The organism is Sphingobium ummariense RL-3 (genome assembly GCF_000447205.1).
Lineage (GTDB): Bacteria > Pseudomonadota > Alphaproteobacteria > Sphingomonadales > Sphingomonadaceae > Sphingobium > Sphingobium ummariense.
The window spans coordinates 1-24,694 of sequence record NZ_AUWY01000034.1; the positions used below are offsets into that span (position 1 = coordinate 1).

The 24,694-nt window shown below is 62.5% G+C and carries 30 protein-coding genes and 1 other annotated feature; of the genes, 14 read left to right on the forward strand and 16 right to left on the reverse strand.

The features are described 5' to 3' along the window. Positions 1-566: 566 nt before the first annotated feature. A complete protein-coding gene (locus M529_RS28735; RefSeq protein WP_004213294.1) occupies positions 567-800 on the reverse strand; it encodes a cold-shock protein in 234 nt (77 codons plus the stop codon). Positions 801-1,287: 487 nt separating this feature from the next. Next, positions 1,288-1,342, forward strand: a sequence feature (sul1 is cis-regulatory element that is thought to sense ions involved in sulfur or methionine metabolism; They are found in Alphaproteobacteria). Positions 1,343-1,429: 87 nt separating this feature from the next. Between M529_RS28735 and M529_RS28740 the strand changes: the two genes are divergently transcribed. From M529_RS28740 to M529_RS28760, 5 genes are all read left to right on the forward strand, one after another. Beyond that, positions 1,430-2,914 carry a SulP family inorganic anion transporter gene (locus M529_RS28740; RefSeq protein WP_007684580.1) on the forward strand — a complete coding sequence of 495 codons (1,485 nt, stop codon included), beginning with the start codon at positions 1,430-1,432 and terminating at the stop codon, positions 2,912-2,914. Between the two features lie 11 nt (positions 2,915-2,925). After that, entirely contained in the window at positions 2,926-3,768 is an 843-nt protein-coding gene (locus M529_RS28745; protein ID WP_004213296.1) for a universal stress protein, read from the forward strand. Positions 3,769-3,922: 154 nt separating this feature from the next. Further along, the gene (locus M529_RS28750; protein ID WP_004213295.1) at positions 3,923-4,117 is read left to right on the forward strand and encodes a TraR/DksA family transcriptional regulator; all 195 of its coding nucleotides are present in this window, start codon (positions 3,923-3,925) and stop codon (positions 4,115-4,117) included. A gap of 18 nt (positions 4,118-4,135) precedes the next feature. After that, a complete protein-coding gene (locus tag M529_RS28755) occupies positions 4,136-4,369 on the forward strand; it encodes a cold-shock protein (protein ID WP_004213294.1) in 234 nt (77 codons plus the stop codon). A gap of 311 nt (positions 4,370-4,680) precedes the next feature. Next, complete coding sequence (locus tag M529_RS28760; protein ID WP_021316710.1) at positions 4,681-5,361, forward strand: FABP family protein; 681 nt, start codon at positions 4,681-4,683, stop codon at positions 5,359-5,361. 86 nt (positions 5,362-5,447) lie between these two features. Here the strand turns inward: M529_RS28760 and M529_RS28765 are convergent, their stop codons facing one another. Next, entirely contained in the window at positions 5,448-5,777 is a 330-nt protein-coding gene (locus M529_RS28765; RefSeq protein ID WP_021316711.1) for a single-stranded DNA-binding protein, read from the reverse strand. A 288-nt stretch (positions 5,778-6,065) separates the two neighbouring features. After that, on the reverse strand, positions 6,066-6,668 hold the full coding sequence (locus tag M529_RS28770; protein ID WP_021316712.1) for a recombinase family protein: 603 nt from the start codon (positions 6,666-6,668) through the stop codon (positions 6,066-6,068). A gap of 531 nt (positions 6,669-7,199) precedes the next feature. On the opposite strand from M529_RS28770, the gene M529_RS28775 reads away from it, so the two are divergent. The 4 genes from M529_RS28775 (at position 7,200) to M529_RS28785 (ending at position 9,150) form a co-directional block, all read left to right on the forward strand. After that, entirely contained in the window at positions 7,200-8,030 is an 831-nt protein-coding gene (locus M529_RS28775; RefSeq protein ID WP_021316713.1) for a GGDEF domain-containing protein, read from the forward strand. Between the two features lie 166 nt (positions 8,031-8,196). Next, positions 8,197-8,484 carry a hypothetical protein gene (locus tag M529_RS0124180; RefSeq protein ID WP_236617641.1) on the forward strand — a complete coding sequence of 96 codons (288 nt, stop codon included), beginning with the start codon at positions 8,197-8,199 and terminating at the stop codon, positions 8,482-8,484. A gap of 55 nt (positions 8,485-8,539) precedes the next feature. After that, positions 8,540-8,896, forward strand: coding sequence for a response regulator (locus tag M529_RS28780; RefSeq protein WP_021316715.1), 357 nt, complete (start codon positions 8,540-8,542; stop codon positions 8,894-8,896). Between the two features lie 20 nt (positions 8,897-8,916). Then, positions 8,917-9,150: a DUF6894 family protein gene (locus tag M529_RS28785; protein WP_021316716.1), complete on the forward strand. Its 234-nt coding sequence runs from the start codon at positions 8,917-8,919 to the stop codon at positions 9,148-9,150. On the opposite strand, the gene M529_RS28790 is transcribed toward M529_RS28785, so the two are convergent. The 11 genes from M529_RS28790 to M529_RS28835 all read right to left on the reverse strand — a co-directional run bounded on the left by M529_RS28790 (position 9,147) and on the right by M529_RS28835 (position 15,510). Beyond that, positions 9,147-9,503: a hypothetical protein gene (locus M529_RS28790; protein WP_021316717.1), complete on the reverse strand. Its 357-nt coding sequence runs from the start codon at positions 9,501-9,503 to the stop codon at positions 9,147-9,149. The genes M529_RS28785 and M529_RS28790 overlap by 4 nt on opposite strands. Before the next feature lie 300 nt (positions 9,504-9,803). Then, a complete protein-coding gene (locus M529_RS28795) occupies positions 9,804-10,103 on the reverse strand; it encodes a hypothetical protein (RefSeq protein WP_021316718.1) in 300 nt (99 codons plus the stop codon). Beyond that, the gene (locus M529_RS28800) at positions 10,096-10,338 is read right to left on the reverse strand and encodes a hypothetical protein (RefSeq protein WP_021316719.1); all 243 of its coding nucleotides are present in this window, start codon (positions 10,336-10,338) and stop codon (positions 10,096-10,098) included. Before M529_RS28800 ends, M529_RS28795 begins: the two co-directional genes overlap by 8 nt. An 11-nt stretch (positions 10,339-10,349) precedes the next feature. Then, positions 10,350-11,321, reverse strand: a complete 972-nt coding sequence (locus M529_RS28805; RefSeq protein WP_031294370.1) for a CHC2 zinc finger domain-containing protein — start codon at positions 11,319-11,321, stop codon at positions 10,350-10,352. A gap of 584 nt (positions 11,322-11,905) precedes the next feature. After that, positions 11,906-12,499: a DUF7673 family protein gene (locus M529_RS50700; RefSeq protein ID WP_021316722.1), complete on the reverse strand. Its 594-nt coding sequence runs from the start codon at positions 12,497-12,499 to the stop codon at positions 11,906-11,908. A 29-nt stretch (positions 12,500-12,528) separates the two neighbouring features. Beyond that, on the reverse strand, positions 12,529-12,795 hold the full coding sequence (locus M529_RS28815) for a hypothetical protein (RefSeq protein WP_021316723.1): 267 nt from the start codon (positions 12,793-12,795) through the stop codon (positions 12,529-12,531). A gap of 95 nt (positions 12,796-12,890) precedes the next feature. Further along, positions 12,891-13,385, reverse strand: coding sequence for a DUF6884 domain-containing protein (locus M529_RS28820; protein ID WP_021316724.1), 495 nt, complete (start codon positions 13,383-13,385; stop codon positions 12,891-12,893). Positions 13,386-13,393: 8 nt separating this feature from the next. Continuing rightward, complete coding sequence (locus tag M529_RS28825) at positions 13,394-13,612, reverse strand: hypothetical protein (RefSeq protein WP_021316725.1); 219 nt, start codon at positions 13,610-13,612, stop codon at positions 13,394-13,396. 204 nt (positions 13,613-13,816) lie between these two features. Next, a complete protein-coding gene (locus M529_RS50705) occupies positions 13,817-14,143 on the reverse strand; it encodes a Rap1a/Tai family immunity protein (RefSeq protein ID WP_223178489.1) in 327 nt (108 codons plus the stop codon). 75 nt (positions 14,144-14,218) lie between these two features. After that, positions 14,219-14,623: a PepSY domain-containing protein gene (locus M529_RS28830; RefSeq protein ID WP_228165648.1), complete on the reverse strand. Its 405-nt coding sequence runs from the start codon at positions 14,621-14,623 to the stop codon at positions 14,219-14,221. Further along, positions 14,620-15,510: a DUF1259 domain-containing protein gene (locus M529_RS28835; RefSeq protein WP_008603797.1), complete on the reverse strand. Its 891-nt coding sequence runs from the start codon at positions 15,508-15,510 to the stop codon at positions 14,620-14,622. The genes M529_RS28830 and M529_RS28835 overlap by 4 nt, the downstream gene beginning before the upstream one ends. A 168-nt stretch (positions 15,511-15,678) precedes the next feature. Between M529_RS28835 and M529_RS28840 the strand changes: the two genes are divergently transcribed. The 4 genes from M529_RS28840 to M529_RS28855 all read left to right on the forward strand — a co-directional run bounded on the left by M529_RS28840 (position 15,679) and on the right by M529_RS28855 (position 19,831). After that, complete coding sequence (locus M529_RS28840) at positions 15,679-16,629, forward strand: chromate resistance protein ChrB domain-containing protein (RefSeq protein ID WP_025160483.1); 951 nt, start codon at positions 15,679-15,681, stop codon at positions 16,627-16,629. Between the two features lie 2 nt (positions 16,630-16,631). Further along, positions 16,632-18,029, forward strand: a complete 1,398-nt coding sequence (gene chrA / locus M529_RS28845; RefSeq protein WP_008603799.1) for a chromate efflux transporter — start codon at positions 16,632-16,634, stop codon at positions 18,027-18,029. A gap of 74 nt (positions 18,030-18,103) precedes the next feature. Beyond that, a complete protein-coding gene (locus M529_RS28850) occupies positions 18,104-18,772 on the forward strand; it encodes a superoxide dismutase (RefSeq protein ID WP_017184236.1) in 669 nt (222 codons plus the stop codon). Positions 18,773-19,066: 294 nt separating this feature from the next. Next, positions 19,067-19,831, forward strand: coding sequence for an IS6-like element IS6100 family transposase (locus M529_RS28855; protein WP_001389365.1), 765 nt, complete (start codon positions 19,067-19,069; stop codon positions 19,829-19,831). A gap of 375 nt (positions 19,832-20,206) precedes the next feature. Here the strand turns inward: M529_RS28855 and M529_RS28860 are convergent, their stop codons facing one another. Next, on the reverse strand, positions 20,207-20,992 hold the full coding sequence (locus M529_RS28860) for an SDR family NAD(P)-dependent oxidoreductase (RefSeq protein WP_004213209.1): 786 nt from the start codon (positions 20,990-20,992) through the stop codon (positions 20,207-20,209). Then, positions 20,989-21,540, reverse strand: a complete 552-nt coding sequence (locus M529_RS28865; protein ID WP_004213210.1) for a recombinase family protein — start codon at positions 21,538-21,540, stop codon at positions 20,989-20,991. Before M529_RS28865 ends, M529_RS28860 begins: the two co-directional genes overlap by 4 nt. A gap of 139 nt (positions 21,541-21,679) precedes the next feature. Between M529_RS28865 and M529_RS28870 the strand changes: the two genes are divergently transcribed. Next, positions 21,680-24,637, forward strand: a complete 2,958-nt coding sequence (locus tag M529_RS28870) for a Tn3 family transposase (protein ID WP_031294302.1) — start codon at positions 21,680-21,682, stop codon at positions 24,635-24,637. Positions 24,638-24,694 lie beyond the last annotated feature (57 nt).

Sequence of the window (24,694 nt, forward strand, 5' to 3'; positions counted from 1 at the left end):
CCCCCCGCTGAGGGGGTAGGGCGAGACGCGAACGCGGCTCGAACTCAGGGGGAGACTTCCCCCCTTTGCCGCTTCTCTATCACAGGAAATTGCCTCACATGAACGACATGCAAGACATGAAATGCATGTCATACCCGGTGGAAAAGCGCCACGCGGGATGCTAACCCGGAACCGATCAAGGGACTGCGCGCAAAGGACGGCACTGGATGGACCTACCTGTAGGGGCTCGCAATCGTAGCGGCGTCTGCTCGCCAACAGCGCGATTTCCTGCTCACGCTATCTGCCACTGGCGCGTGGCGCCGTGCTCAAATTAGCTGCCAATGTGCTCGCCCTCATCCGGCGCTGCTCGCAAACGAGGCGTCGCACTCACGCTGTCTGCCAACAACTTCGACCGCCAGCGGGAGGTCGATCAGACGGCCATAGGCTGTCCCGTTTCTCCATCTGCACCGGGCAGTTTCGGGAAAAGCCAATCGGGAACACATTTCGGGAAAATGGCACCTCGTTGCCATCGAGCGCGCCTTGCCGCCGTCAGCCGTCCCACTCGACCTTCGTTTTTGGGAAACTGCTTATCGTCCGGGCGGGGGCGGTTCGTCGAACAGCATTTCCAGATCATCGGCCTCAAACCCGCCCTTGGGGCGCTCGACGAGCGTGAAGCGCCATCGCTGCCCGCGCCGTAGCTCAGTGAACCCGGCGCGCTCCGCCGCTCGGACGTGGACAAAGACCTTGGGCTGCTTGTCGTCACGAGAGATGAAGCCCCAGGCCCCACCACGGTCGAGGTATTTGATCGTTCCGGTCGGCATGATGCCTTCCTTTCGGGCCTAGCTGTAGGCGCTTGCAATCATGACGGCGTCTGCTCGCAAACAGCCAGATTTCCTGCTCACGCTATCTGCCACTGGCGGGTGGCATCCTGCTCGAATTATCTGCCAGTGTGCTCGCCATCATCCGGCGCTGCTTGCAAACGGGGCGTCGTGCTCACGCTCCCCGCCCGTGGGTTCTCCAAACCCGTCGCCGGCAGGCGCTTTTGCGAAGCAGGTTTTCAGAACAGTTCTGACAAGCGGCGGGCGGCAGAAATGCGTTGCGGTCATGGCCCGCCGGCAAGGTCGTCAGAAAGGAAGGTTTTTGCGAACAGCGGGTGGCGCATAAAACGGGCACAGATATACGTTTACGACTGAACCAGTCGAAGCGCGCTGGCCGCGACCGTCCCGAATGGGATGGTATTATGGGAATGCAGGCTGCTGATGTTCGCAGTTGCAATATGGTCCGATCAGTGACTATCTAGAGGCCTTCGACGGACCCGGATTGATTCGGGTGGCTCGGCCCGGCGCCTATCCCCGGGATAACCTTAGCGAATTTGGGCCTCGCTTCCGAGTATCGTTGATTGAACGCGTCTGACGGCGTGCGCCCCTCGCTATTGCGATCAGGTTTCTACATGACATTTGCTACTTCGCTTCGACGCGAATGGCTCTCGAACCCGCGCGCCGACGTGCTTGCGGGTATCGTCGTCGCGCTCGCGCTGATCCCGGAGGCCATCGGCTTCTCGATCATTGCCGGCGTCGATCCAAGCGTCGGGCTGTTTGCCTCCTTCTCCATCGCCGTCATCATCTCGCTCGTGGGCGGACGCCCCGGCATGATTTCGGCCGCAACCGCCGCCATTGCGGTTCTTGTCCTGCCGCTGATCCGCGATCACGGCGTCCAGTACCTCTTTGCCGCCACCATCCTCATGGGACTGATCCAGGGCGTCGCCGGCTTCCTGAAGCTCGACCTGCTGATGCAGTATGTGTCACGCTCGGTCATCACCGGCTTCGTCAACGCGCTCGCGATCCTAATCTTCATCGCGCAGCTTCCCCAGCTAACGAACGTCGGGTGGGAAACCTACGCGATGGTCGCGGCGGGCCTGGCGATCATCTACCTGTTCCCGCGTCTGACCAAGGCGATCCCGTCGCCGCTGGTCGCGATCGTGATCCTGACGATCGTCTCGATCTATGCCGGCATCAAGGTCAACACGGTGGGCGATATGGGCAAGCTGCCCTCGTCGCTGCCAGCGTTCGGCATCCCACAGGTGCCGTTCACGCTGGAAACGCTGCGCATCATTTTCCCCTATTCGCTGACGATGGCGGCGGTTGGCCTGCTGGAATCGATGATGACCGCGCAGATCGTCGATGATCTGACCGACACGCCATCGAACAAGCGCCGCGAGATGAAGGGGCAGGGTATCGCCAATTTTCTGACCGGCTTCCTCGGCGGGATGGGCGGCTGCGCCATGATCGGGCAGTCGGTCATCAACGTGAAGTCGGGCGGCTCCACCCGCCTTTCCACCTTTGTGTCGGGCGCGTTCCTGCTGTTCCTGATCGTCGTACTGGGGCCGCTGGTCGCCCGCATTCCGATGCCGGCGCTGGTCGCGGTGATGATTATGGTGTCGATCGGCACCTTCTCCTGGGGATCGATCAGGAACCTCAAGAGCCATCCGTGGCAGTCGTCGGTTGTCATGCTGGTGACGGTGCTGGTTGTCGTCTCGACGCACGATCTGGCGCAAGGCGTGGTCGCAGGCGTGATCCTGTCCGGTCTGTTCTTCGCCAGCAAGGTCAAGCGCCTGTTCGACGTGGCATCCGAGCTGAGCGCGGATGGCAGGACGCGGACCTACCGCGTCTCGGGTCAGGTGTTCTTCGCCTCGTCCGAGCGGTTCGCCGACGCCTTCGACTTCAAGGAGGTGCTGGACAATGTGGTCATCGACCTGACCGCCGCGCACTTCTGGGACATTTCGGCGGTGGGGAGCCTCGACAAGGCGATCCTCAAGTTCCGCCGCGAAGGCACCCATGTCGAGGTCATCGGCCTCAATCAGGCGAGCGCGACGATGGTCGATCGCTTCGCCGTCCATGACAAGCCCGGCGCCGAAGCAGCGCTCGGCGCCCACTGAGGAGAGGGCTTATGAACCGCATATTGGCCTGTATCGACGCATCCACCTACGCGACCAGCGTCGTCGATCTGGCGGCCTGGGCCGCTACCCGGCTCGGGGCCGATGTCGAGCTGCTGCACGTCGTCCAGCGCAAGGATGCCGTGGCATCGCGCAACGATCATAGCGGCGCGATCGGCCTCGGTGTCAAAAGCGAGCTGCTGGAAGAGCTGACCCGCATCGAGGAAGCGGCGGGGCGTCTTGCCATCGAGGAAGGGCGCATCCTGCTGGACGCAGGCGGCACTCGCTTGAAGGAGCAGGGCATCACGGTCGCGTCGATGCACCTGCATGGAGGGATCGTGGAGACGATCGTCGAGCGTGAAGCCGATGCTGCATTGGTCATCATCGGCAAGCGCGGCGCGTCGGGCGAGTTCGCGACCGACCATATCGGCTCCAAGGTCGAACGGGTCGTGCGTGCCAGCGACAAGCCGGTGCTGATCGCCTCACGCGAAGCCAAGGCACCTGACGCGGTGGTGATCGCCTTCGACAACAGCCCCGCCGCCTGCCGCGCTGTCCGTCATGTCGCTACCTCGCCGCTGTTCGGTGGTTTGCCAGTACACCTCGTCATGGCGGGGCCGGATGATGGCAAACACCGCGACCAGCTCGGCGCAGCGGCAGCAACGCTGCCCGCCTGTTCCGAAACCGTCCTGCGTGACGGCAAGGTCGATGCGGTGATCGGCGATCATATGGCGGCGCATCCCGGCGCGATGCTGGTGATGGGTGCCTATGGACACTCGCCGCTTCGCACCCTGATCGTCGGCAGCACGACGACAACGATGATCCGCACCGTTCGCGCCCCGGTACTGTTGGTACGCTGACATAGCCGGGGACGCGCCGGACCTTGATGCGCGGCGTCGGCAACTGCTGGCGCTTCGCGATCAGCTCGTCGCCGATGATGCTGCGGCCGAGGAAACGCGCGCCCCGGTCACGCTCGATCAGGAAAGCGTCGGCCGCCTGTCGCGGATCGACGCCATGCAGGTGCAGGCAATGGCACTGGCGGCGCAGCGGCACCGGCAAGCCGAATGTAGCCGCATCGACGCCGCACTGATGCGGATCGACAGCGGCGATTATGGCTGGTGCGTCCGCTGTGGTGAGGAAATCGAGGCCAAGCGCCTCGATCGTGCGCCCGCGACGACGATGTGCCTCGCCTGCGCCAAGGAGGGCTAGGCCCGAAAGGAAGGCATCATGCCGACCGGAACGATCAAATACCTCGACCGTGGTGGGGCCTGGGGCTTCATCTCTCGTGACGACAAGCAGCCCAAGGTCTTTGTCCACGTCCGAGCGGCGGAGCGCGCCGGGTTCACTGAGCTACGGCGCGGGCAGCGATGGCGCTTCACGCTCGTCGAGCGCCCCAAGGGCGGGTTTGAGGCCGATGATCTGGAAATGCTGTTCGACGAACCGCCCCCGCCCGGACGATAAGCAGTTTCCCAAAAACGAAGGTCGAGTGGGACGGCTGACGGCGGCAAGGCGCGCTCGATGGCAACGAGGTGCCATTTTCCCGAAATGTGTTCCCGATTGGCTTTTCCCGAAACTGCCCGGTGCAGATGGAGAAACGGGACAGCCTATGGCCGTCTGATCGACCTCCCGCTGGCGGTCGAAGTTGTTGGCAGACAGCGTGAGTGCGACGCCTCGTTTGCGAGCAGCGCCGGATGAGGGCGAGCACATTGGCAGCTAATTTGAGCACGGCGCCACGCGCCAGTGGCAGATAGCGTGAGCAGGAAATCGCGCTGTTGGCGAGCAGACGCCGCTACGATTGCGAGCCCCTACACCTACCGGCTGATATTTTCACGGAACCCGACGCCGATTCCGACACGCTGGCCAATCTTGGCCCGCTGCGCCGCCTAGCAGGTATTTGGGAGGGTCATCGCGGCGTGGACCTGAATCCGAAAGCCGATGGTCCCGAACGCCGCGAATATTATGAGCGCATCGAGATGCAGCCGATCGACGCGCAGACCAATGGGCCACAGCTATTCTATGGCCTGCGCTATCACGTCCATATCAACACCACAGAGGAACAAATCGCGTTCCACGATCAGGTTGGCTACTGGCTATGGGAACCTGCTACTGGCCTGATCCTTCAAACCGTCGCGATCCCACGCGGCCAAATTGCTATCGCCGCTGGACATGCGGAGCCGGACACAAAGAAACTCGCACTCAAAGCGGAACGCGGGCAAACCGAATATGGGATTTGCTCCACGACATTCCTCGAACTGGCCTTTCGGACCGACTCCTATTCGATCGAGGTCGATTTTCACGACGATGGTTCGTGGACCTATGTTTCTGAAACGAGCCTGCTGGTCAAAGGCCGCGCCACGCCCTTCCTGCATCGCGACCAGAACACGTTGACAAAGATCGCGGAGCCGGAGCTGAACCCTTGGGCGCGCATTTTGCAGGGGCAACAGAAGGCGTGAACTGTGCGGCGCTGGGTTCGATGCCCTGCGCCGCGCAACCCGGCACAAGCCGGAAAGGGCGAGCCGGAGGCTCGCCCTGGGCGCGATCAAGCCGCTTCGTCGGCCTGCTCCGCTTCCAGCTTCCTGAACTGATAGACGATGCGATCGGTCGCGTAGATGGTCTTACCTCCGCGCTCGTAAGAGGTATCGCGCATCCGCCCTTCGGCCTCGACAAGATCGCCGACCTTGATGTTATCGGCGATATACTGGCGAAGCTCCTCCGAGAACACAGCGACGCGGTTCCAATAGGTGTCATCGGTCCAGCTATCACCATCCTTGCGGCGATAGTGGGCGGCCACCTTTAGGTGCGTCACTTTGCCATTTGCCTGAATCTCTCCAACATAGCCGGTGATTTCAAACTTGGCCTGAGTCCGCATATCGTCTTCCTTTCATTCCTCCGTTGCTAACGGTTGTTGGGGAAGCGGAGTTTGAGGCGGGGACAAGTAAAAAAACGGAGGGTCCGCCTACTGGTGGAAACCGCCGCTATGCCCCGCATAGCTTTTTATACTTTTCCCCTTTAGCCGTAACGTAGCAACTTGAAACCGATAGCACGGATGAAAAGCAAGTCACGAAAAATTAGGACCAAAATGGACGGAACCGCACAGTTGCTCTTAGGAGAGGTTAATTTTCAATTTAGGTATGACTAGCAGCCGCCAAGAGAGCGTTTAAACGCTCTGATGACTACTTGCCGCATCGACCTGTGAGCGATCCCGCTCCAATCGCCGATAGATGGCTTGTCGGCTAACATTGAGCAAGGTCGCGATGTCGCTGACGGTTCGCGGAGGATCGTTATCCAGCAGCTCGCGCGCGATGTTCCATTGAGCATCGGAGAGGGTAGGGGGACGGCCGAAGCGAACGCCTTTCGCCTTGGCGGACTTGATCCCCGCTTCGGTGCGCTCAAGCATCACGTCGCGCTCGAACTGCGCGAACGCGCCAAGCATGTGATAGAACAGCCGCCCCGACGCGGTTGTTGTGTCGATCATGCTTTCCTTGAGGGACCGAAAGCCAAGCCCCATGTCGCTGAACCGCGCGCCAACCTCGATAAGGTCGCGCACCGATCGGCCGAGCCGATCGAGCCGCCACACGACAACTATGTCCTGATCGCGGCGCGCATAGGCAAGGGCCGCTTCAAGCTGGGGCTTGAAGACGGCCGCGCCGCTGACTCCTTCGTCGGTGAACAGCTTTTCGCATCCTGCGGCCTTCAAAGCGTCGATCTGCAAATCTAGGTTCTGATCGTCTGTCGAGACGCGGGCATAGCCGATAAGCATTGCGGGGCGGACCTCCGTTGAAATGTCCGAAAGTGCTACCTAACTTTCTACTTTCGGACAACGAGTTTCGGACAACATTTCGGACAGCCGCGCGAGCGGCAAAATCGGCGGAGCCGGTTACGCTGACCGAAACCGCCCCTTTTCGGACAACACGCGCTGCGCGCGCGATAGATTTCTTAAACCTTTTGCCCTACCGTGCCCGTTCCTGCGGAGACGTGGGGGAGGCGTGCAAACCTCCAGAAGCAAGAGCTGGTCGAGCTTTTCGACCGGGTGGCGGACGCGTATGTCCAGAGTCACCCGGCTTAAAGGCGTTCGCGCCTGACTTGCTTCAGGTTTGCAACACCCGGTTCTAGTGGCCGGCACGTCTCCAAAGCGAGACGTGCCGCCAGCTATACGGACCAATCTGGCGGCTCGAATGGAGAGTTTAGATCGGATAGGGCGCGCGTGAACAGCCATTTACCTGTCGGCACATTCGCCGAGCACCTAGAATCCCTGTCGAGAGAGCGAGCCTGGCTCGCGATCGTTACCGCTATGGCGGGGGTGGCGTTCGCGGACCATGCCATGCCGCAGATTGGGTTCGCGCCGCTTTACATGCCCGCCATTTGCGGAGCCTGCTGGGCGCTGGGCGCGCGCGAGGGCTATTTCGTCGCCGTCATAGCGGCCGTGCTCGCGGTAGTGCCGTCGATGCACGATCTCCCGGCGCTTTCAACAATAGAACTCGCGCTGCGTGTCGGTGTCCGCATTGGCGCTTTCGTTTTCATCGCGGCCGCCATCACAAGTTTCCGCCGCTCCTATGACCGTGAACTGTTCCACGCGCATCGCGACCGCATGACCGGCACTCTCAACAAGGAAGTCTTCCATCGACGCTGCGCGAAGGCGATCCTAGATGCCGGACATACGCGGCAAACGCTCCTGCTCATCATCCTCGATCTTGACGATTTCAAAGCCGTCAACAGCCGCGAGGGGCATCTTGCCGGCGATGAAGTGCTACGCACGTTCGCCAAGGGCGTCTCCGCGATCATGCGGCGCGAAGACCTTATAGGCCGGATCGGCGGTGATGAATTTGCCCTGCTAGTCCGTGTGCCGTCGATCGTCGCGGGCCAAGGCTTCGCCCGCGACGTTCATACGCGCCTGTCGGCCGTTCTGGCGGACTCCCCGCATCCAGTGACGTGCAGCATGGGGGCGCTGCTGATTCCCCCCGAAGCGCCCCGCGATGCAAGCGCGCTGATACATGCAACCGATCAGGCCATGTATCGTGCCAAGCATGGCGGCAAGAACTCCATCGAAATAGACAGGGCAGCGGAGCCGGAGAAAGCCGCAACCATCCGTATCGGCGCGAAGCGCCGGGAAGAAGTGGCGTGAAAGCCGCTCCGGGCCAATGCGCGCTTCCGTCCCCTGCGGAGGCCCGCTGGCCCGATCCCGCCAGCTACAGGCAAAGCCCGCTGGCGGGGAGGGCGGGGGCAATCGGGAGGGGAGTCCCCGCCCTCAACGCTTCGGCGGTCGATGTAAGGAAAGGGGCGTGTCCATCATGAGACAACAGGACGGCGCTGGGCCTGCGGATGATCTGGCGTCCATCGCCATTGCGGCGGACCCGGCGCTTGTGCGCGCGATGGGCGGGGCGCTCGCAATGTTCACGGCTCTGCTCGCCCGCAAGGGGATCGCGACATTTGAGGAAACGGCTAACTTGCTAGGCATTTATGCCGTGACAACCGCCGAAACCTCGCCGGAGGAAGGGCTGATACTCGGCTGCTGGGGCGGAATGTTGCGCGATTTCGCGCAGGCCCAGAGCGGGGGCGCCTCAACGGGCGCAAACTAGAATGGGAGAAGGCAGCGCAATGGTGCTATCATCAGGAAAGGCGCCCAATTATGCCATGTGCGTGCTGATCGTAGAGGATGAACCTCTTGTGCGGACTATGGCGGCGGACATTTTCATAGACGCTGGCTATCGCGTTTATGAAGCGTGCGACGCGTCCGATGCGCTGACGATCTTAGAAGGCCGCGACGATATAGGAGCGGTATTCACTGACATTGAGATGCCCGGAATGACCGGACTCGCCTTGGCCAGTGCGGTTCGCGGCCGATGGCCTTCCATGGCCGTCCTCGTAACCTCCGGTCGTGTGCGTCCAGGGCCGGGAGAGTTGCCGGAAGGCGCTGGCTATATTGCGAAGCCCTACATGCCCGATGAATTGGTCAACCAGCTCGGCGAGCTGGTAACACAAGAGAAGTAAGAGGATTGGGGATTGGCGCTATGCCCATCTACCATTTCAACGTGCAGGATGGAGTGTCGTTGCCCGACGAAGTAGGGCACGAATTACCCGATCTCGAAACAGCCAAGCGCGAGGCGGTGTTGCTCGCTGGCGCGCTTATCCGCGAGTTAGGGGCGGATTTCTGGCAAGGCGACGAATGGCGCATGTGCGTCACGGACCATGACGGCCGCCAACTGTTCACGCTCCTGTTTGCCGGGACGATGGCGGGCGCTTAGTGCTCCGCGACGCTGGCAGGCGCGCGAACCAAATTCAGGCCACAGGAGAGACGTTCGGCCGCTTCCTTTGGCTCGATGCCCAATCGCTTCGCGATCTGATCGACGCCAAAGCCGTTTTGGCGGTGCAGAAACAAGGCCCGCTCGGTCAAATGCGGCAATTCGTCAACCTTATCCCAAATCTCATCATCGGGAAATTCCATGCGCGGCGATTCCATGCAGGTATCTATTGCCTGTTGCAGATAACAATCCGCGTGCGAGTCATCGACAACAACGAGGATCGCTAGAGCCTTCTCCATCAACTCTAGCGCACACGCTTTCTGCTGCTCTCGGTAGATATTTGCCGAATCGACCATAACGCCATCCTCTGACTGATCGTTGCAGAGCAAAGATGACTCAATGCTTGTCCGATTGCACGTTCAATTAGGGCCAAATTGAACAGTAATTTTATTACAACCGCACGCAACCGCCGCCACTCCCGTTCCGGGCAGCGGGCCGATCTGGTTGAAAGGGTTGCTGGTCTTCCGACGATGGCGCAGCTCTTGCGGGCCATCGTCGGAAGTGGACGGCCCTATAGGGGGTGGGCCGCGCCGCGCCTCTAGCATAAAATTTCGGCGCTGCATCCCCGACGCGCCCTAGTTCATCGCGCTAGGCGCTCAATTCGGCAACTGCGGTCCCGCCTTGATCCCGAACCCGGCCAGTTCCTCAATGATCCAGTCCCGGAAGTCGGAGACATATTGCGCGCCCTCTGCCCGGAACGCGGCAACGTCTTCCTCTCGGAAACTCCATTCATTCTTGCCGATGTGACGCAACGCGCGCCTGACGCAATGCTTCTGATAGCTATAGATCGCGCAACGGAGAAAACCGCGAACGACATTTTCCATGGCTGCATCGTCATCGGCATGGCGATCTAGCAATGCATCAAGGTCGGCGACGGAAGGATTGGGATCAAGCATAGGCGGCCTCGATCTGTAGGGCGAGCTGGGCGAGATGATCGGGAGCAAGCAGGTCGTCGCCCTCAAGGGCGACGGAGAAGGGTTCACCGGGTTCAGGTGGACGCCGATCGGCCGCGAAGGCGGCAAGATAGGGCTGCGCCGCATCGGTTTCGATCCAGCGCCAGAAGGCAGGCCCTTGGCCGAATAGCCCGCTCTCGAACATATCGAGACGGGCTTGCGCGAAATCATCGCTCATCCCGGTTTCTCCTAGACCTTTTCTATGCCGCGCAGTTCATCGTTCCAATCCTCAAAGGCAGGCGGCGGAAAGTCGGTGTCCACGGTGCGCCCCTGACGTTCATATTCTTCCTTCGCCTTGGCGACGGCCGCTCGCCCCGGCTCATTATTGTCACCCGCCAGGGTGACATGCTCGACCTCTGGCGGAAGCTCGACATAGGGCATCATGCCGGTGCCCAACGTGATCCAGACAGGCACGCGCGGCCGACGCATCCGCATGGTCAAGCCATCCTCCGGCCCTTCTATCAGGATGATGCGGCGTGCCGGGGGAGCAAGGCGCACCGCACAACCGCGAACCTGCCCCAAACTCAACTTGGGGTTGGTCATCGGCGCTTTCTGGCCGTCTTCGGTCAAAAAGACGTGCTGCACGCCCACAATCTTCCCGGCGCGGTCCTGCGCGCCCAATAGCAGAGCTGGGCAAAGACGGCCGTTCGCGCCCGTCTTCTTGTTCCGCCATAGCGGCACGCGACCAAATCGCACCGTGGACGGCATCTCACCGACTATGCCACGGCCTGCAAGATAGAGCTGGGCAGGCGTCCCGTTGATGGTGCGGGAGCCATGCCATTCCGCTTGCGCGGCGAGGATCGCGGCGGCGCGGTCCTCGCGCTCGCGGCGCTCGGCCGCTGCTCGATCGCGCTGCGCGACCTCCGGCAATCCGTCCTCGTCCAGCAAGGCCCTGACGGCTTCCACGAAATTAAGCCCCTCGACGTGCGTAAGGAAGTCGATCACGTCGCCCCCCGCTCCACAGCCGAAACAATGGAACAGGCCCTTGGCGTCGTTCACGCGGAAGCTGGGGGTATTCTCATCGTGGAACGGGCAAAGGCCGACATATTCATGACCCGCCTTGCGGAGTTTCACATGCCGCCCGACAATATGGCTCAACGCGAAGCGGCTTTTGGCCCGCTCAACGTCAAGCTGGGGGCGCTGCGGCGTTCGATTCCTCATAATAGGTCCGATCCGGCCTCGTTTTGACGGCCGCGGCCTCTAACCAGGTCGCCAGCGAGCTGGTCGATCGCGTCATTTTCGTCCCGAAACGGACCTATTCCGCGTGCCGCGCTGCCGGCGATCGAGCGGCTGAAGGCAAGTAGATCCTCTGCGGGGCGGTAAGAATAGGTCCGGTATGGAATCTTCCCGGCCATTGCGGCACGCGGACACTCACGCGCGACACGCGCGCCCTCATCCCAACGCGCGATATAGGCCGCCTTTCCCGCCTCGATCTGGCGGCATGAAAGGCTCCTGTCCCGCACATAGACCATGGCGAGGGTGCGGCCATATTGATCGGTGCCTATCCCGCTCGATTGACAAAGGCCCCGTCATGATCCGCTGCAAGGCGGCCTTGCTCTCGGCCGCTAGGCGACGGTCGCAAACCGCTCCCGGCTTGGGGAAGGGACGGCAGCGGCTGTTGCCGGGATCATCGGGCGCGTCGATACCTAGAAGGCGGATGCGCTCGCGTCCGCATCTGATGGTGTCGCCATCCGTGACCGTGCAGCCGGAGACGGTCGCTAGGGCTGCAAGGGCAATTCCCAACATCATCGTTGCGCCCGCTCCGTGACGGCCGCCATCGCGGCCGTCACGCTTTCGATGGCCGCGCCGATCCGATCCCTTGTGTCGGGCTGCGCGCGCCGATCGGGGGACAACAGGACCGAAAGCCTGTGCAGCTCTGCGGCGAGCCGGTCATGGGTTTTGCCCTGCTCGGCGCTGGTCGCGGGGCCGATCGAAAATCGCAGATGGTCGATGCCTTGGGTAAGTATGGCGTGCGCCTCGTCCAGCATGGGCGAACGCTCTAGGTCGCGCTGGCGCTCTACAAGGGCGCGCACCTGATCCGCATAGCCCCACGCATCGGGATAGGTGACGGATTCCTGTGCGAGATAGGCCATGATCGTAATCATGTCTTCGGCAATGACGGCATCGACGTTGCAAAGGTGCAGGACGGGAAAATGCCCCAAATCATCGCCGTTCCACCACGCAAGAAGGAAATCCGCGACCTTTGGCGACGCGCCGGTTTCGGCGGCGCGCGTCGCGGGAAGCGCAATTTCTAGCAAGCGGCCGATCGCCTCGCCTACCTCGTCAAAAGTGACGGCACGAATGACAGGACGGCGCTGCGGCGGTTGTGGGGTGGACATGGATCGTTCCTTATGTTGGCGCACAGGGCCTATTCTGCTGCGGTATCAAGCTGGCCGGTTATCGGCTCGAAATCGACAAGCTCGATCTCGCTCAATGCCTCGTCCAGCGCCCCTATGCTTTCCTGCATCTTCTGGCCGCGCTCGCCCTCCTGCAAGCTGGGCGGCATATTGTCATAGGCCGCCTGCTCGTCGTCACGGACTTGCTCAAGAATCTCGGTTGCGGCCTGTAGCGCCGCCTCTGCGTCGGCGATCTTGGCGCGGGCATCCTCGATCCGCGTGCGCCTCTCTTTGTTCATGGCCGCAATGCCTTTCGCTCACTTGATGTAGTGCATGTAATGCACGGATGCGGGTAATATGCAAGACATGAATTGCATGTCATGCATGAAGGCGTTTAAACGCCTTCATCGGATCTCCGGCAATCGGCGAAAAGATCGAGTTGCGCGGCGCGCATGGCCTTCTCGCGCGCTTCCCTGATCTGCGCCGCCAGCCATGCCTTTTGCTGGCCGATACCAAGGCCCTCCATTGGCACGCGCGCGCGATCGGCGGCATAGTCCAGCAAGGGCGTGCGGTAGTGCCTGCCAGCTAAAAAGATCAGCTCGCCACGGAATCCCCTGCCTAACGCCCTGTCGAGCTGCGCGGCGACGCGCACGCCCCATTCCCGGCGTCCACGCGCGCCCATAGCCGCAAGCGTCGTATCATAGGGGCCAACGCGCCTGCTGGGCCGCAAAAGCCCATGCTCGGCCGAAAGGATGAACCAGCGGCATCCGGTGCTTTCGACATAGGCGCGGGCCTTCCTGAACCAATCGGATTGATAGAGGTCCGCCGCTGCGCTGCGGGTCGCGGCCTTCGTCGCGACGCAACTGACCAGATAGATTGCCTCGTCCATGTGCAGCCTCAAAAGGGGAGGGCGAACTGATCCCCGCGACGCGGGGCGACGGGTTCCACAGGGCGCGGTGCGGGCAATGGCTCAAAGACCGGCTGCGCTGCCGCTAGGGGAATATCCACGATTTCAGGCAAGCGCGTGATCCCCTGCGCGACCATCACCTGATAGGCGGCGAACGCGATAGCCTCCGCGTCCTTGGCGCGATGCTGGGGCGCAAAGCCAACATCCATCGCAACGGACCATCCTCCGGTATAGGCGTCACCTCAAGGTTTGTGCGCCAGACAACGATTTGGCAGACATAATGCGAACATCGGCTAATTAGCGAGCTTGAGGCGCGACATGGGATCGTTGAGCTGGCGGAATTCACCGCCAGGCGGACGCTCCGCCTGCCCTCAAAGGCAGCCGCCGGGCAGGCTACGCCGCGGGGTACGATGCTACTGACATGGCCAAGCCTTCGCTAACGAGCGTTCAGCTCCGGCCACCATATGAACACTCATAAAATAGCTATTCTGCTCCGCCCAGCGTAAATATGCCGCGCGCAGCGCCGATCGGTCATAGCGTGGAGCGCGGCATTCCGCTTTTCGCGCGACGATCATCATGTCGAGCACGCCTTGGAGGTAAGCGCCGCATCGCGGCTCATTCGCTTGACAGCTTACGAACAACGCCGAGCCCGTCGCCGACGCGGGTTCGGTTTGGCCGATCGCACTATCAGGCAGGGCGGCCAAAGCGGCGCATAACAATATCCATCGCCTTGGCCGCATTTTCGTCTCCTATTCCGCAGTATCATTTCGGAAGGGGCGCACGGCCCTCGACGGCCGGCGCCCCGTGCTGATCCATCATTCGCGGCCGAGCACCTGGCCTTCGGGCGTGACGAACAGTTCGATCGTCTTTCCGTCGCTGTTCTTGCCCTTGATTTCATAGAGCGTGCTTCCGTCCGCCTTTCGGGTGACTTGCTCCGCTTTGCTTATTGACGCGAGTTGCGCGCGTGCCGCGTTCATCGCGGCCTCGGGCACCTGAGCAAGCGGGATGTCTCGTTCGCTGTGCTTGCCGATTATCCGGTTTTCGTTCGCCTCGTGGTTTTGCGCGATCGCCACGCCCGCGATCGCCAGCGCGGCCGCGCCCACGCCTGCGACAACAGTGAGAGTTCGTTTGCTAGCCATGTTCCATTCCACTTCCTGCATAAGGGCCGTGGGGTCGGGCGGGCGGCGGTTACGGCCCAATGAGCCGTCGTCCGAGTTCAACTCCTCTGATTGTTCATCCTGTCGAGCGCCGCGCGCAGCCCACGGGCGAGCTTGGCTGCGTCGTCGTTGGCCCAGAAGTGCATGAAGAACAGCCGCGGCTCGTCGTTTAGCATATGATTATGCAGCGCCGTGACCTCGATCCCGTTCGTCCGCAGCACGCGCAGGACCGGATCGACCTCGTTTGCGACAAGTACGAAATCGCCGGTGATGGCGGCTCGGCCGTCCCCGGTTGGCTGAAAGTTGATCGCGGTCGCCGTGCCCATCGTCGGCGGAGTCTCCATATCGCCGTCCATCAGCCGCTCGGCGCGCGGAAAGCTGTATTGGAGGATGCCACCGGCCGTCTTGCCCTCACCGCCCATCAACCGGTTGAGCGCGGCCACATCGAGGTCGAGCCGCGATGCGGCTGCGCTGGCCGAAGGCGATTGCGGCGCGGCGAGCGGGGTCCGACTGGCTGATAGCGCTTGCCGGAGCGCGGCCGCGAGCTTCACCGGGTCGCCGTGGCCGGCAATGTGCATGTACATGGTCGCAGGCGAAGAGCGGAGCAGGTGATTGTGGAGCGCGGTGATCGTAAAACCGCTTGCGAGCAGGCGGCTCAAAACGGGGTTCACCTCGTCGTGGGTCAGCACGAGATCGCCCATCACCATCGCCTCGTCGCCCATCGGCTGAAACGCCGCCCAAGAGCCGAGCGCGAGGGAGGGCTTGATCGTCACCCCATCCAGCGTGACGCTCAGGTCCGAACGCGGGAAGCTGTAGCGGTGAACGCCCCCCGGCTGTTCGGCCCCCGCTCGTCCTATCGCCCGGTCGACAGCCGACCAGTCCGGCGCTGCCCATGCCGGGCTTGCCAGCAGGAGGCTGGCGAATCCCAAGGCGATGGTCTTTTTCAGCATAATTGATCCTTCATCAGCGCACTCGACACGGAAAGCCTCACGTCATGCGAGCGCGCCGCCGGCGAGCCGCGACATTGCGCTCCGGTTTCTTTCTTCGGGATAAGCAGTCCTATGCTCATGAGGCTTGTGATGCAACCCTTACACTTGTAGGCTAGTGACGATACAACTATGACAAACACACAAGCTTCCCCTTGGTTGCTCCTGATCCCGCAGCTTCCGGCTAAGCCTGCCTATTTGCGGGTGAAGGTCTGGCGGCGTTTGCAGGCGATCGGGGCCGCGCCGCTCAAGAACGCCGTCCATGCGCTCCCCAATCGCGAGGACACGCGCGCGCTGTTCGAAGAACTGCATCGCGAGATCACCGAAAATGGCGGCGAGGCGCTGATCCTCGAAGCGCGCCTTGTCGGCGGCATGGGCGATGCGGAGCTGCGCGGAGTGTTCGACGCTGCGCGTGACGCCGACTATGAGGAGTTGGCACGCGAGGCGCGCGCGCTGTGTGAGGGCGAGTATGTCGCGGCGGCGGATGTGGGCCGCCTGCGCAAACGCCTGAACGAGGTCGCCGCGATCGACTTTTTCGGTGCGCATGGTCGGCAGGCGGCACAGGCCGCCATCACCGAGGCGGACCGCCGCTCTCACCAACATCCCGATGTGAGCGGCCCCGGTGCGCCCGAGCTGACCCCGGCGGAGCTAAAGCGCCGCGTTTGGGTGACGCGCCGCCATGTCCATGTCGATCGCATCGCGTCCGCCTGGCTCATTCGCCGCTTCATCGACCCCGAGGCGAGCTTCAAGTTCGTCGAGGGCAAAGGATATGTGCCGGAGCCTGACGAACTGAGGTTCGACATGGCGGACGCTGAGTTCACCCACGAAGGCGACCGCTGCTCCTTCGAGACCTTGGTGTTCCTCACCGGTCTCGAGACCGACCCCGCGCTGCGGGCGCTCGGCGAAATTGTTCACGACCTTGATATTGCCGATGCTCGGTTCGAGCGCCCGGAAACTCCGGGAGTGAGCGCGCTTATCGCCGGCATCTGTGCCGGCACCGACGACGACGAGGAGCGGATCGCGCGCGGATCGACCGCGCTCGACGGATTCTATGCTCACTTCACCCGGCGAAAAGAGGACTAAAGATGGAGGCCAGCGCACGCGCTGAAATCGCAGTCGAGACGCTGCACGAGCACGGCATCAGCTTTGGCGAGGCGGTGCGCGTCTGGATCAGGGTCGCGCTGCTCAGCTTCGGCGGACCGGCGGGCCAGATAGCGGTGATGCATCGCATCCTGGTCGAGGAGAAGCGCTGGATCGGCGAGGAGCGGTTCCTCCACGCGCTCAACTATTGCATGCTGCTGCCCGGCCCTGAAGCGCAACAGCTAGCTGTCTATATTGGCTGGTTGCTCCATAAGACCAAGGGCGGCCTGGTCGCGGGCGCGCTATTCGTGCTGCCCGGCTTCCTCGCGATTTTAGGGCTCAGCTATGTCTATGTGCTGCTCGGCGAAGTGGCGCTGGTCGAGGGATTGTTCTTCGGATTGAAGGCCGCCGTGCTGGCGGTGGTGCTACAGGCGGTGGTCCGGGTGGGTTCGCGTGCCTTGAAGAACAACGTCATGCGCGGTTTTGCCGCGCTGGCGTTCGTCGCGATCTTCGTGCTCGACGTGCCCTTCCCGCTGATCGTGCTTGCCGCCGCGCTGATCGGCTTCTTCGGTGGCCGCGCTGGTTACGCCGCATTCAAGGGCGGCGGCGGACATGGTCCCGCCGGCGCTGAGATAATCCACGACCGCGACACCGCTCTTGGCGAGGGCCTTCCCGACCATGCCCGGCCGAACCTCTCTTGGTCGCTGCGCATCTCCGGCGTCCTGCTGCTGCTCTGGCTCGGGCCGGTCGCAGCGCTGCTGTTCGCGTTCGGCCCCGACGACGTGTTCAGCCGCATCGCCACCTTCTTCAGCCAGATGGCGGTGGTGACCTTCGGCGGCGCCTATGCGGTGCTCGCCTATGTCGCGCAGGAGGCAGTCGAGACCTATGGCTGGCTCCAGCCCGGCGAGATGCTCGACGGGCTCGGCATGGCCGAGACCACGCCCGGGCCGCTGATCATGGTGACGCAGTTCGTCGGCTTCCTCGCGGCCTTCCGCGAAGCGACCGGGCTGCCGCCGCTCGTCGCCGCGACCTTCGGCGCAATCCTCACCACCTGGGTTACCTTCCTGCCATGCTTCCTGTGGATCTTCGCCGGCGCGCCATTCATCGAGCGGCTGCGCGGCAACCGCGCATTGTCGGCCGCGCTTTCGGCGATCACCGCCGCAGTGGTCGGCGTGATCCTCAATCTGGCGGTCTGGTTTGGTATCCACACTCTGTTCGAGCAAGTCCGCGAAGTGCCGTTCGCAGCCGGCACCATCGATCTCCCAGTCCTAACGTCCGTCAACTGGCCGGCGCTGGCGCTCGCGGTGGGTGCGATACTCGCCATGTTCCGGTTCAAGGCCGGCATGCTGCCGGTGCTCGGCGTCTGCTCGGTCCTCGGGGCCGCATATGTAATGATCATCTGAAGGAGTGACGCGTGACGATCGACCATCTTTCCCGACGCAGTGCAATCGCAACTCTTGGCATCGGAGCCGCCGCCATGACTATCAACGAAGCCTCTGCGCAGACGCCGGCCGCAGCGCCGGCGGCTGTCCCCGCCTTTGCCGGAAATCATCAGGTCAAGCCGCTCAGGTTCAATCCCGCCAGGCTTCACGGCCTCTCCGAAAGGCTGATCACATCGCACCACGAGAACAATTATGCGGGCTCGGTCAAGGCCCTGAATATGATCGAGACACGACTTGCCGCCGCGCTCGCTGACACGGACCTGCCGCCGGTGGTCTATGGCGGATTGAAGCGCGAGGAGCTGCACCGCACCGGCTCGGTCGTGCTCCATGAGGTCTATTTCGACGGGCTCGGCGGCAACGGCCAGGCAGCCGGTTCCATCCGCGACGCGCTGGGCGCGGCGTTCGGCTCGTTCGACCGCTGGGAAGCCGACTTCCGCCGTACCGGGATGAGCCTTGCCGGCGGATCGGGCTGGTGCGTGCTCGTCTACAATCTCCACACGCGCTCGCTGCACAACCATTGGGCGTGGGATCATATGCACGGTGCGATTGCCGGCGTGCCGCTGCTCGCGCTCGATATGTACGAGCACAGTTTCCACATGGATTACGGCACCGCCGCCGCCAAATATGTCGACGCCTTCTTCCGCAACATCGACTGGGAAGTGGTCGACCGGCGCTATGCCGCGGCTTTGCGCGGCGGCGGCTGAACCCGACCGCCGTGGCTTAACACCCACTGCTGCGCGACACCTGAGTTCGCGACCACAAAGGGGACAGGTCCGATGGGGAGATGCAACAATGACATCCGGCCCGAACATCGCTCTTCTTTGGCGTGGGCAAGCAGCCGAGTGGACGCATCGCTTTCATGAAGCCCGGCAGTGGCCGATAATGCAGGCCTTGCGGGCGCTCGGGGCGACCGCAAGGCCTGTACTGTACAGGGACGGGCTCTGTTGCAAAAATCGTGAAGCTTGAGCATGCTTGGCGGAGATTGGACGGACGGAACGATGACGGATTTCAAGTGGCGCCATTTCCAGGGTGATGTGATCCTGTGGGCGGTGCGCTGGTATTGTCGCTATCCGATCAGCTATCGCGACCTTGAGGAAATGCTGGCGGAACGCGGCATTTCGGTCGACCATACGACGATCTATCGCTGGGTCCAGTGCTACGCCCCGGAGATGGAGAAGCGGCTGCGCTGGTTCTGGCGGCGTGGCTTTGATCCGAGCTGGCGCCTGGATGAAACCTACGTCAAGGTGCGGGGCAAGTGGACCTACCTGTACCGGGCAGTCGACAAGCGGGGCGACACGATCGATTTCTACCTGTCGCCGACCCGCAGCGCCAAGGCAGCGAAGCGGTTCCTGGGCAAGGCCCTGCGAGGCCTGAAGCACTGGGAAAAGCCTGCCACGCTCAATACCGACAAAGCGCCGAGCTATGGTGCAGCGATCACCGAATTGAAGCGCGAAGGAAAGCTGGACCGGGAGACGGCCCACCGGCAGGTGAAGTATCTCAATAACGTGATCGAGGCCGATCACGGAAAGCTCAAGATACTGATCAAGCCGGTGCGCGGTTTCAAATCGATCCCCACGGCCTATGCCACGATCAAGGGATTCGAAGTCATGCGAGCCCTGCGCAAAGGACAGGCTCGCCCCTGGTGCCTGCAGCCCGGCATCAGGGGCGAGGTGCGCCTTGTGGAGAGAGCTTTTGGCATTGGGCCCTCGGCGCTGACGGAGGCCATGGGCATGCTCAACCACCATTTCGCAGCAGCCGCCTGATCGGCGCAGAGCGACAGCCTACCTCTGACTGCCGCCAATCTTTGCAACAGAGCCTTCGGAGGCGGATCTTGTGCTGATCATGGCGGCATCGGCGACGGCCGACCGCGAAGATGTGGTCCCCGCGGCCATTCGACAAGCGGGCGGGCGCGTGGAGCGGGTGGGAATGCCGGTCGATCCCGGCAATCTCCTGTGCCTCGGTTGGTTGCGCAGGCGGGCTGTCATTGGGTTGCCGGGTTGTGCACGTAGCCCCCTGCGTAATGGAGTTGGGGTGACTACACGAAAGTGACGTATCTGCACGCTAAGGGCGAACAAATCCGGTACGATGCCAGCAGATGCTATTCGCAGGCTTTCCTGCCCCTTTTATGTGGTGCCGCCCTACGGGCGCCGATATGGGAGGGCGGCAATCCGATTGACCAACGATCGAGGTAGAACCCTGCTCGCCAAATATGTGAGCTGGTTGCCCATCCCCGGTATGGCGAAGGATTGCCGATAAACCAGAGCGTGGACTGCATGGGCCGCGCACCGGTCAACGTCCATCAAACCCAACCTCCCCCACTTCAAATCGCTGAGGGCAGCCATGTCTGTGTCGATTCCACCGGGTGCAAAAGACCCAACACTCACTCCCGTCCCGGCAAGCTCCACGGAAAGCGCTCGCATGAGGGTGCTTACATAGGCTTTCGACGCGCCGTAGACCGCTTGGAAGGGCACGGATGTTTCGCCCGCCAGGCTCGACACGGCGATTACTGAGGATTCAAACGGCTGCTCCCTGAAAATCGCAATCAGGCGAGCCAGCAAATCCGTGAAACCGAGTATGTTTGTTTCAATTACCTCGGCATAAGTGTCGGCACGGCCTGCATCAAATGAACCAACGCTCGTCATTCCGGCAACCAACAAAGCGGCTGTTACTTGCAATTCTGCAACCTTAGCCGCGATTTTCTCCCTGCCCTCGATTTCACGTTGATCAGCCACTATAATCTCGCACGGCACATTGAACCGCTCGTCAATTTCGGTCTGTAGCTCCCGCAAGTTGTCGAGCCTTCGTCCAACAATCAGGGGCTTGGCCTGGTACGATGCCGCCAAGCGGAGGGCGGACGCTCTGCCCAAACCGGTCGAAGCCCCTGTGACCAGCACCCACGAGTTCTTGATCGCCAGCGGTTTCACGCGTTTTCCAGAGCCTTGTATAGGGCGGTTTTGCCGATCTTGAGCCGGGCCGCCGCCTCACGAACAGTGAGGCCCGCTGCGATATGCGCCCGCGCTTTACGTAGTTTGTCGGGGGTAACGACAGGCCGGCGACCACCCTTGTTGCCCCGCTCGCGTGCGGCCTTGAGGCCGGCATGAGTGCGTTCACGGATCAGGTCACGCTCGAATTGGGCCAGCGAGCCGAAGATGTTGAACACCAGCATGCCGCCCGAAGTGGTGGTGTCGATATTCTCGGTGAGTGAGCGGAACCCGATGCCGCGCGCCGCAAGCTCGCCGACCTTCTCGATCAGGTGGCTCATCGAGCGGCCGAGGCGGTCGAGTTTCCAGACCACCAGCGTGTCGCCGGGGCGCAAATAGGCGAGCGCTTCGGTTAGGCCAGGCCGATCGGCTTTTGCCCCGGATGCGTGATCGTCGAATATACGGTCGCACCCGGCAGTGTTCAGCGCGTCAAGCTGGAGCGACAGCTTCTGGTCTGCGGTCGAGACGCGCGCATAGCCGATCAGCGCCACATGATGCCCGATCCTGTCCGTTTTCCCGTCATTATGCGATCTTGTCCGAATCGCCGTTACAGGTCCAGAGTTAACGGACATATTCCTGTTGGCCGCCAGAGGACCGTCTGACGGACACGCAAAGCGAAGGAGATGATGCTTGGCGAGACGGCGACTGGTGAGCCTGGAAATCTGGGCGAGGCATTATGGCGCGCCGCTCGATGAGCGCGAGATCGCGCGTCATTATACGCTGACCAGCGACGACCTGGAAATTGTCGGCCGCCGTCGCGGCGATGCCACCCGGCTCGGCTATGCGATGCTCATGCTATATATGAGATGGCCTGGCCGTGCGCTGGAAGCGGGCGAAGTCCCGCCCGCTCCTGTGCTCGCCTATGTGGCGCAGCAACTCGGCGTCGCGCCGGCAGCCTTCGCGGATTATGCCCATCGGGACCAGACCCGTCGCGAGCATCTCGTCGAAATCCGACGATCGCACGGGTTCAGGATTTTTGACCGCAACGCTTTCCGTGAAGTTGTCGCCTTCTCGGTCCCAATCGCGCAGACCATCATACACCCCGGCCAGATGGCAGACGTCATCGTCGATGAACTCCGGCGCCTGCAGATCCTCCTGCCTTCTCCGTCGATTCTCGAAGCGGTGCTGCGGCGGGCGCGCCAGCAAGCCGAACAGCTTACCTATGAAGTGCTCACGAATGGCCTGCTGCCTGACACCCTTCAGGGCCTGGACGATTTGCTGGCCCGACGACCGGGGCAGGTCGCGACATGGCTATCCTGGATGCGCAATGCGCCACAATCGCCGGCAGCGCGCAACATCCTGCGCCTGATCGAACGGCTCGCCTATATCCGCGCGCTGGGCCTCGATCGCGCCCGTGCCGACATGATCCCGGCTTTGACTTTTGACAGGCTGGCGGACGAAGGCAGCCGCATCACACCCCAGCACCTTGGCGAACTCAATGCCCTGCGCCGCCATGCGACGCTGGCGGCAACCGGCATCCGGCTTGAGGAAAGCCTGACCGACGCCACCCTGACGATGTTCGACAAGCTGTTGGGCAGCATGGCGCGCCGCGCCGAGAACCGGACCCGCGACAAAGCCCTCAAGACGGTGCGCGAGTTGCAAGGCCACCTCCGGACGCTCACGGGGTCTTGCCGCCTCCTCATCGACGCGCGCAGCAAGGGCGTGGATTCTCTGGCGCAGATCGAGGCGCTGGACTGGCAGCACTTCGCCGTGGCCGTCGAGCAGGCCGAAGTGCTCGGGCGACCGGAAACCGTCGATCGCACCGCCGAATTGATCGAGCGGCATCGGACGGTGAAGCTCTTTGTCGGCGCTTTTCTCAACGCCTTCGAGTTTCGCGGCGCCGGCGCGGTTCAGGGGCTCCTGTCAGCGCTGGCCATCAGCGCGGAGCTATATCGGACCGGCAAACGGCGCTTGCCTGATCGCGTGCCGCTACGCTTTGTGCCGCCCGCATGGCGCCCGTTCGTCCTGCGGGATGGCATCGTTGATCGTGCCGCTTATGAACTATGCGCCTTGTCGCAACTACGCGAGCGGTTGCGAGCCGGGGATATATGGGTCGCGGGAAGCCGGCAGTTTCGCGATTTCGACAGCTATCTCATACCGCCGGCGACCTTTGCGGCGCTGCGCGAGAAGGGGCCGTTGCCGCTCGCCATCGAAACGGATTTCGAGCGCCATATCGAGGAACGGCGCACCAGGCTCGACACGGCGATCAAGCAGGTAACGGTCCTTGCACGGCAAGGGGAGCTGCCCCAGGTTAAGCTTGACGAAAACGGTCTCATCATCTCGCCGCTGAAGGCGGCAACACCGCCCGCCACCGAGATTGCCCGTCGCGCCGCCTATGATCGACTGCCGCGCGTGAAGATCACCGATCTTCTGCTGGAGGTCGATGCCTGGACCGGGTTCAGCGAATGCTTCATCCATCGTCGTTCGGGCCGGGAAGCCGACGATCGCAATGCGCTGCTCACGGTCATCCTCGCCGATGGCATCAATCTCGGCCTCACACGCATGGCGGAAACCTGCCGGGGCGCAAGTCTGCGTCAGCTCGCCCATCTTCACGACTGGCACATCAGCGAAGCCGCCTATGGCGAAGCGTTGGGAAGGCTGATCGACGCCCATCGCGCCATGCCGCTCGCCGCGCTGTGGGGAGACGGCACCACTTCGTCGAGCGACGGACAGCAATTTCATGCCGGGGGCCGTGGGGCCGCGATCGGCGACATCAACGCGCGCAGCGGCAACGAACCAGGCGTTGCCTTCTACACCCATGTCTCGGATCGATATGACCCCTTCGCAAGTCGGGTGATCGCGGCGACCGCTGGCGAAGCGCCCTATGTGCTGGATGGCTTGCTGTATCACCAGACCGGCCTGACGATCGAGGAGCACTACACCGATACGGGCGGGGCATCGGACCATGTGTTCGGCCTCATGCCCTTCTTCGGCTACCGCTTCGCGCCGCGCCTGCGCGACATCAAGGAGCGTCGTTTACACCTCCTTCCCGGCCAAGAATCCGGCCCCTTGCTTGCCGGCATGACGGCCGAACCGATCGCATTGGGTCATGTCGCGGCGCATTGGGACGAACTGCTGCGGTTCGCCACGTCGATCCGCACCGGCACCGTCACTGCTTCGGCAATGCTGCGCCGCTTGTCCGCCTATCCGCGACAGAACGGACTGGCCCTCGCACTACGCGAGCTGGGCCGCCTCGAACGCTCCATTTTCATGCTCGACTGGCTGCGCGACATCGACCTGCGCCGGCGCACCCAGGCGGGCCTCAACAAAGGCGAAGCCCGCAACGCGCTCGCCCGCGCGCTCTTCTTCAACCAGCTCGGCGAACTGCGCGATCGTCGGTTCGAGAACCAGACCTATCGCGCCTCCGGCCTCAACCTGCTCGTCGCCGCCATCATCTTGTGGAACACTCGCTATCTCGAAATGGCGCTGGCGGACATCGGCACAGCCGACGAAATCGCACGCCACATCGCGCCATTGGGCTGGGAGCATATCTCGCTGACCGGTGACTATAGCTGGAATGTTGAAGATCAACCCGATCCGGACGCCTTGCGACCGCTGCGCGCCGTCAACTCCCTACTTGCCGCGTGACGTTCGCTATCCGTTCGCCCTTTCCGTGCAGATACGTCACTTTCGTGTAGTCACCCC